General features: G+C 62.9%; 7 protein-coding genes and 1 pseudogene. 1 reads left to right on the plus strand and 7 read right to left on the minus strand.

Annotated elements, in window-relative coordinates; genetic code table 11:
- Positions 1-101: 101 nt before the first annotated feature.
- The 3 genes and pseudogenes from KBZ15_RS00740 to KBZ15_RS00750 form a co-directional block, all read right to left on the minus strand.
- Positions 102-875 (minus strand): J domain-containing protein, encoded by a 774-nt coding sequence (locus KBZ15_RS00740; protein ID WP_255012609.1) that lies wholly within the window; start codon positions 873-875, stop codon positions 102-104.
- 138 nt (positions 876-1,013) lie between these two features.
- Positions 1,014-1,142, minus strand: a pseudogene (locus KBZ15_RS00745) (ribbon-helix-helix protein, CopG family); the annotation flags it as partial.
- A 2-nt stretch (positions 1,143-1,144) separates the two neighbouring features.
- Positions 1,145-2,728 carry a DUF3370 family protein gene (locus KBZ15_RS00750; protein ID WP_255012596.1) on the minus strand — a complete coding sequence of 528 codons (1,584 nt, stop codon included), beginning with the start codon at positions 2,726-2,728 and terminating at the stop codon, positions 1,145-1,147.
- A gap of 205 nt (positions 2,729-2,933) precedes the next feature.
- Between KBZ15_RS00750 and KBZ15_RS00755 the strand changes: the two genes are divergently transcribed.
- A complete protein-coding gene (locus KBZ15_RS00755; protein ID WP_255012597.1) occupies positions 2,934-3,128 on the plus strand; it encodes a sigma factor SigF in 195 nt (64 codons plus the stop codon).
- Here the strand turns inward: KBZ15_RS00755 and KBZ15_RS00760 are convergent.
- The 4 genes from KBZ15_RS00760 to KBZ15_RS00775 all read right to left on the minus strand — a co-directional run bounded on the left by KBZ15_RS00760 (position 3,076) and on the right by KBZ15_RS00775 (position 6,718).
- Positions 3,076-3,927, minus strand: coding sequence for a sigma-70 family RNA polymerase sigma factor (locus tag KBZ15_RS00760; protein ID WP_255012598.1), 852 nt, complete (start codon positions 3,925-3,927; stop codon positions 3,076-3,078). The genes KBZ15_RS00755 and KBZ15_RS00760 overlap by 53 nt on opposite strands.
- Positions 3,928-4,030: 103 nt before the next feature.
- Positions 4,031-4,870: an ATP adenylyltransferase gene (locus tag KBZ15_RS00765; RefSeq protein ID WP_255012599.1), complete on the minus strand. Its 840-nt coding sequence runs from the start codon at positions 4,868-4,870 to the stop codon at positions 4,031-4,033.
- Positions 4,860-5,813: a SpoIID/LytB domain-containing protein gene (locus KBZ15_RS00770; RefSeq protein WP_255012602.1), complete on the minus strand. Its 954-nt coding sequence runs from the start codon at positions 5,811-5,813 to the stop codon at positions 4,860-4,862. The genes KBZ15_RS00765 and KBZ15_RS00770 overlap by 11 nt, the downstream gene beginning before the upstream one ends.
- On the minus strand, positions 5,813-6,718 hold the full coding sequence (locus KBZ15_RS00775; RefSeq protein WP_255012604.1) for a PhzF family phenazine biosynthesis protein: 906 nt from the start codon (positions 6,716-6,718) through the stop codon (positions 5,813-5,815). Before KBZ15_RS00775 ends, KBZ15_RS00770 begins: the two co-directional genes overlap by 1 nt.
- Positions 6,719-6,850: the final 132 nt, after the last annotated feature.

Consider the following 6,850-nt stretch of genomic DNA (forward strand, 5'->3'; position numbering starts at 1 on the left):
TGCTTTCGCTGACAGGTGCGGCCCGATGTATCGCATTCAGCTATCTCGGCTGGGATTTATAGATAGACCAATAACGCGACCAGGGTGAGACCCGTAAGCCATTAGTTATTGCGGTAGAGCTCCTTGAGCAGTTGGTAGGCCTCATTGAGCCTTCGCATCGTTTCTTCGTTGCCACCGGAATCTGGATGGTGGCTCATGGCCAGTTCTCGATACGCATCCCGAATTTCGCCCAGGGTCAGTCGGTGCCCATGGACAGTTGGCAGCTGGAGCAATTTCAGGGCCCCATGCAGGGTCATCGTGTGCTCCAGGGTCTGGAATGAGGTTCCCTTGCGTCTCTTGCGGAACCGGTGGACAAACCGATGGATCAGGGTGGGCAGGCGAAGTTGAAGTGTGGACGTACTGAACGGGTCCTCCAGCAGACCGGCCATCACCATTACGCGCTCAAAGCTGGCGGGTTCATTGCCCCAGCTGGGGGCAATATGCACCACAACGTCACAGGCAAGCGACCAGCTGAATGGTTGCCCTTCGCTTTGATCACTCTGAGGCCAGATATCCTGGGCCAACCACACCATGGCTGCTTCCAGCACGGCTTCATTGGCTCCTTTGCCATAGAGCTCAAGCCAGTGGTCGCGGGCTCTGGCAAGGGCCTTGTCGAGGGCATCACTTTCAAGCTGAGGTAGCAGTTCAACCGGCGACTCCTCCACAGGCTTGCGGGGCTGCAAGCTCTTTTTCAGCTGCTCCGACTGGCGTCGTACAAAGCCCGGTAGATCGATGCCGACCTGGCGGGGTTCGGCCTGGGGCACTGGCGCAGCTGGGGTGTTCAAGTCAACTTCGCCCAAATCGAGGCAAATATCCCCGTTTACCCCACTGGTCATCAGTACTAGGGCGCCCTGTTCATTGAATGTGGAGGCTCCTGCAGTTCCGGCTACGTCCTCGGTCGCTCCGGGTTCTGGCTGGTCTAATTCGGTTGTTGCTTGCTCAGCTACCGACGTATCTGTGAATAGTTCATGTAAAAGCCTTTCAACAATATCTCCGCGGCTGCGCAATCCCCATTCTGCTTTTAACGAGTCAATCTTGCCGAGCAGTTCTACCGGAAGCTCCAGGCTGAAGCGGCGCCGCTGCGATTCATGGGTTGGAGCCATCCCTAACGGCCCATCAGGCCGCGCAACATTTGCTGCTGTGCTTCCAGCGCCTGTTGATACCGATCGTAGAGAGATTGGCTCATGGGGCTCTGCTGACTCCCTCGGTAACTGGGCGGTGGGGTTAGGGGGGGAATCAGTGGGGGCACCGGGGTAAGGGGCGCCATAGGTCTGAATTCGATGGGTGCCATCAGAGGACCGTCGGATTCTGTCAACTCAGGCGGGCTGATGGGCGCGGCGGCTGGAGTAGATCCTGCGGCGTTACGTGCCAGCTCTATTTGGCGCTCCCGCGCCTGGAATATTGCAAGTTGACTTGCCGGCAGAATGCTCAATAGATGGCCCGGGGTTGCATCGGCGGGATAAACCAGGCTGATTCGCACCGGGTTCAGTTGACCAGCGCGCAGGTTTAACTGCGCGAGCGAAAGGCTCTGGCCTGAACGCATCCCCACATGGACTTCCTGGAGGCCCTCCTCCGAGCGGATTTGCAGGGAGCCACGAAAGGCCGTGAAGGGTTTTGAAGTGCCACTGGCTACCGGGTGGCTCAGCACCAACTCGTGGGGACCTGAACCCTTGAGATTGAGGTCCACGTCAAATCGCACTCCGTAGGTGCCGACGTTGTCTAGGGAGGAATCGACCATGCGGCTGGCCAGGGGATTGACCTGCACTTCACGGGTGCCGAAGTTATGGCGGATGGTGCTTGTTAGGGGCACATGCAAGGGGCCATTGGCATCCAAATCATGGGTGAGGCTTGCCTGGTACCCATCCCCAATCGCCACGCCGCCAACCCGAGAAAAAACCCGACGCCCGTTGATATCAGCAATGCGATTGAGGTAAACCCTGCCCGGGGCCAGCCTTCCCTGGTCCAACACGGCCAGCAGATCCCAATCGCTGGTGGCTTGCTTGGCCGCCACCACCGCCATCTGGAACGGGCCGTCACTGCGTCCCTTGAGCAGGGCATTGGCTATCCCCAGGGCGGGAAGCTGGGTTTGAAACAGAACAAGGCGACTGCGCGCTGGAATAGTGATTTCGTCGGCCAACTTTGGATCAAGCTTGCCTCGCAGGACCTGGATGGCGGTTGCATCACCAGGGCCCGTATTCCATGGCCTGGGCCCAAGCGGCCTGACCCCCATCTTGTATTCCTGGAGATAGGGGGCTTCAAAGCTGTTACGCACGGCTCCGTTCTCAAATCGGATATGGACCGCGCGCCCACCTGGGTTGATCAGAATCAATGCCAGGGTGAGTTCAGGCCGGCGGGATGAGCGGGAGAGCTGGCCCCGGTTAGGTGGAAAATATTTGTGGTGCATGTGCACCCCAAATTCGCCGTTGAAGTTGTATTGGGCGTTGCGTAGGGGTTGGCCGGTTTCGGCCGCATAGGCGTAGCCAGGGGCGGTATTGATCAAAATGCCGGGTCCCTCAACCTCCTCCGGTTGGTTGGAATGGAGAACGGGCACCTTGTTGAAGGCGCCATTGAGGGGCTGGGCTTTCTGGCCGGCCATCAGGGCCACATAGGCAGCTGCCGGGCGCGCCTGCAAGCCGATGATGCCACCCATGCCGAAGGCCAGGGCAAGCAGCAGGGGCAGGGGGCCCATTGGGGAGCGGCAGTCGACTGATCTCAAATGATGAAGCAGGTGGGGCTTGTCGAGGGATTTGGCTTTGGAGGGAATCTGGTGAGCGCTGATGAGCTTGAAGCAATGGTCAAGCGAGGGCTGTTTCATGGCCATTTCTGGGGGGAAACACGGCACTCGGCTCACCGCTCTGGCTCGCTAGAACCATTGGGCTTTGATCCACTTTCTCATGTTTCCCCCCTTTGGCTGCTGTCCAGTTGGCGACGAAGGCGGCCACGACAACTGGCGCCGGCACCAGCAGCGCAAACTGCGCATGCTTCAGTTTTGGCGCGATGGGGTCGAACGTCAGTTGGCCGCTGTAAACGCGGCGATCAGCACGCTGGAGCAGCAGATTGTCCGTGATGGCGGCAGCTCGGGTAGCTGATCGGGCTACTGAGCTGGCTGCTGATAGGGGGATTGGCCGAACGGCCCAGCCCCTGCCGCAGCTCAGCCAGCCCGCGCTTGAGCCGCCTCTGCACGGTCATGGGACTCACCTTCAGCAGGGCTGCGGTGCGCCGGTAAGTCCACCCAGATAGCACCACTTTGTCGACCACTTGGCGAAGGTCGGGTTCAAGACGGGCCCACTGACGCTTAAGTCTCAACTGATACTCCCCCTCCCCATCCTCGCCAGGCTGTTGAGCTGACCCGTGTTGAGCTGAGCCGGCTTCTCGATCCACAACCTGTTCGACCCAGGCGTCGATCACCCCATCTGCCAGACCGATCGGCCGAGCCATGGCCTTACCCCTTTGCAGCTCTTGCCACTGGGGGATACTCAGGCCTAGGGCCCTGCGCAGATCCTCCGAGCTGGCCTCTTGGCCATGGGTTTTGTGCCAGTTCGCCTGCACCTGACGCAGTTTGTCGTGGAGCTCCATCTGGCGGCGTGGCAACCGCACGGCCAGGGCTGAATCCCTGAGGTAGTGGAGGATTGCTCCGCGAATGTGGGGTCTGGCAAAGGCCTCGAAGGGAGTTTGGGTCTGGGCGTCAAAGAGTTCGGCGGCCCGCAGCAAACCCAGCAGACCAACCTGGATCAGATCTTCGATCGGTTCGGGGCAGCGGCGGCCGTAGTGCACCGCAATGGGAGTGACCAAAGTGCGGTATTGGTCGACCCTTTGGTTGCGCTGGAGGTGAGCCTGGCTCCTTTGGGTAGCTGTTGGTGCGGCGGTGGCTCTGGACTTGTTGGGCATCGAAATAGTGGGGCATTAGGCAGGGGAGTGGACCCCTTCCTTTCCAAACAGCCCCAACCTCTGCCCCTGCTGCAACCGTGGAATTACGGAATGCTTCCCAGATCTACCCAGTTGCTGGGCAGGCGACCGCCTGCAGCAGTTGCCAGGGACCCTGCTGCTCTAGCCAGCTGAGATCGGATTTATCCGTGGCCAGCAGGTATCCAGCAAAGGCCAGGGCATTGATGCTGAAGCCGGCGCAGTGTTCGCGGCTGCGCCGCACCGTCAACAACCAACGGTCGTCGAACAGCAGGTTGTAGGGATGCAGGGGCTGGGAATTGTGCTGGGGCGAACCCAAGCCCAGTTGCTCGGCATGGTGCCGGTAGAGGTCAGGCAGGTCGCTGCAGCCAGTCGGGTCATGGCGCCTGCTGATTCGATAGGCCCATGGCCACTGCCACTGCCACTGCCACTGCTGCAGCTGGGCTTCACACAGGGCCGCCAGGGGGCAGCTCGCCTCCCCTGCCCGCCTGGGCAGCAACTGCAGATGGCGGTGGGGCTGGCTTGCCCCAGCTGGGGCAGAACTGTTGAAGAACCACAGCCCGGCCGTATCCCTTGCCAGATGGCCCACGGCCTGCCAGTCCTCTGGCCTGATCCAGCCCGACTGGGGCTGCCAGTCCTGGGTTATCAGCAACAGGTGGCCAGGTTGCACCGGGTACTTGTTGAGCAGCACCACATGGCCTGAGCCGAGCCGGCCCACCTCCAGAGCCCTTTCCCAGGGCAGGAAGGGGTTGGCTTTGGGGCCCCCTTGGCGCAGATGCTTGGGCGTGGCACTCAAGAGGCGGCGCAGGACAAATGGCCCGATCTGCGGCAACTCCAGCAGCTCTGTGGCCAGGGGCACCAGGGCGCCAGCCAGCTCTGCCTCAGCCGAGCGCTGCAGCGCCCGCCGCCACAGGAGCTCAGAGCGCACCGGCCTTGAGGCGTGCCAAGGATGCGCCCTGGTAGTAGTGACCGAGGATCTGGTTGTAGCGGTAGCCCTGCTTGGCAAGATCCTGGGCTCCGTGCTGACTCATGCTGGCCCCCAGGTGACCATGGGCTTCCAGGCTGATCTGGCGGTTGGCCGCGTAGAGGCTTTCGACAATTCCTCCCTGGTAACTCAGGATCAGGCCGGCGGTACTGGCTGTGGCTGAGCGGGTTCTGGTGTTGCTGCGCCCCAGCCCCTTGTAGGCCTGCCAGCGAGTGGTGTTGCCCAAATGCCAATGGCGATTGGCTGGCCTGGCCATGTGGGCCAGGGCATAGGAGCGAGCAGCCACCGCTTGGGCCCGCAGGGCCTCCATCGACCAGCTGCTCGGCATTTCGGCCCCTACCACGGCGGCTATGTACATCTCCAGCCCCAGGTGGTTCACCAGCATGAGTCCCCCCTGCTCACGGATCAGGCGCAGCCTGCCGCCATAGGGCTGGCCATTGACCAGCAGGGCTGAGCCATTGGTCTGGAGCCAGGCCTCGGATTCGGAGCTGCCTAGGGCAGGGTGGGAAATCTGGTCTCCAGGACCTCCCTGCTGAAGGACCATGCCTTGTCGATTCAGAAGTTGCCAGGCCCCGCTGGCCGACAGGGTGGGATTAGCACCGGCATTGAGCAGGGCCACGCGAATTTCCAGATCGACCGGCGGGCCGGCTTCCGGCTCCACCAGGCCCAGCTTGCCCGGGGCGGCTTGTTGGTCTGGCACCGCGGCCCGGCGGGCTTCTACCCGCCGCAACTCGGCCGCTTCGCTGGCGGTGTCAGCGGCTGGGGCGGGGGTGTCGATCAGGGCGTCGAGCAACTCTCCGTGGGCAGCGCCATAGGGATGGGGCGCCAGACCCTGGGCAGCAAAACCAACTGCAACAGCCACCAGGGCCATCGGCGCCACCAGCATCAGCCTGCGGCTAGCAGGGAGGCCCAGGAGTCTGCCCCGGAGCCATCGCTTTGCCCATGCAAGGTGCCGTTCCACAGAAGATGGCCCGTGCCGCTGAGACGGATCATGCCTGAGGATGCCAATTCGCAGACCATTCCGCCAGGCCGGTGCGAACACTGCCAGCCCACCACGGAGCTGCGGCCGTGATGGTTGAGCCAGAACGGTGCCACCAGCGCATGGGCCGAGCCGGTAACGGCATCCTCGGCAATGCCCAGGCCGGGGGCAAAAAAGCGCAGCTGGTAATCGGCCGGTTGGCCGAGCACGGTTGGGCGTAGTTCTTGGGGCCTGTCACCGCAATCGAGCATCAAGATCAGGCCGCCGCGATCCTGGGGCTCCAGCTCCCCGGCCAGGCCTGCCATGGCCTCCAGGGGGCTACCGGGTGGCAGCAGGGCCACCCGGTAGCCCAGCTCTGATCTCCAGTAGGCCACTGGGCCGGCGCCCAAGCGGGCCTCCAGCAGGCCAACCAGCCCCCTGGAGGCCTCAGCAGGGATCAGCCCCCCACTGGGCAAGACGATCTGGCCGGTGCAGGCGGAGTCGCCGAGGGTCGCTTCCAGGGGGCCGCTGCGGCTGAGCAGGTGGCAGCGCTGGCCTGGTTGGAGTAGCCCCCAGTGGCCCAGGGCGAGCAGGGCCGCCAGGGTTCCATGGCCGCAAAGGGGCACCTCGCAGGTCGGGGTAAACCAGCGCAGGCACCACTGCCCCTGTTGCTCGTGGAGGAAGGCGGTTTCCGACTGGTTAAGGCTGCGGGCAATGCCCTGCAGCCAGCCATCACCCAGGGGCTGATCGAGCAGCACTACGGCGGCCCCATTGCCGCTGCAGGGGCCGGCCGCGAAGGCCTCCACCAGCAGGGCCGGCAGGGCCGTGTTCATGGCTCGACCATTTCGGGCCGCAGGCCCCGCTCCATCAGGGCCCTAACCGCCTCTGCCGGCGTGGTGAGCCCATCGAGAACCCTCACCACCTGCTCACAGATCGGCAGGTGCCAGCTATGGCGTTCGGCCAGC

Origin of the sequence: Cyanobium sp. BA20m-p-22 (assembly GCF_024346275.1) — a bacterium.
Lineage (GTDB): Bacteria > Cyanobacteriota > Cyanobacteriia > PCC-6307 > Cyanobiaceae > Cyanobium_A.

What these genes read in the sequence shown, in the direction of transcription:
- KBZ15_RS00740 (WP_255012609.1), bottom strand. Translation starts at nt 875, where the DNA reads ATGACCAGTGGGGTAAACGGGGATATTTGCCTCGATTTGGGCGAAGTT.
- KBZ15_RS00750 (WP_255012596.1), bottom strand. Translation starts at nt 2,728, where the DNA reads ATGGGCCCCCTGCCCCTGCTGCTTGCCCTGGCCTTCGGCATGGGTGGC.
- KBZ15_RS00755 (WP_255012597.1), top strand. Translation starts at nt 2,934, where the DNA reads ATGTTTCCCCCCTTTGGCTGCTGTCCAGTTGGCGACGAAGGCGGCCAC.
- KBZ15_RS00760 (WP_255012598.1), bottom strand. Translation starts at nt 3,927, where the DNA reads ATGCCCAACAAGTCCAGAGCCACCGCCGCACCAACAGCTACCCAAAGG.
- KBZ15_RS00770 (WP_255012602.1), bottom strand. Translation starts at nt 5,813, where the DNA reads ATGCTGGTGGCGCCGATGGCCCTGGTGGCTGTTGCAGTTGGTTTTGCT.
- KBZ15_RS00775 (WP_255012604.1), bottom strand. Translation starts at nt 6,718, where the DNA reads ATGAACACGGCCCTGCCGGCCCTGCTGGTGGAGGCCTTCGCGGCCGGC.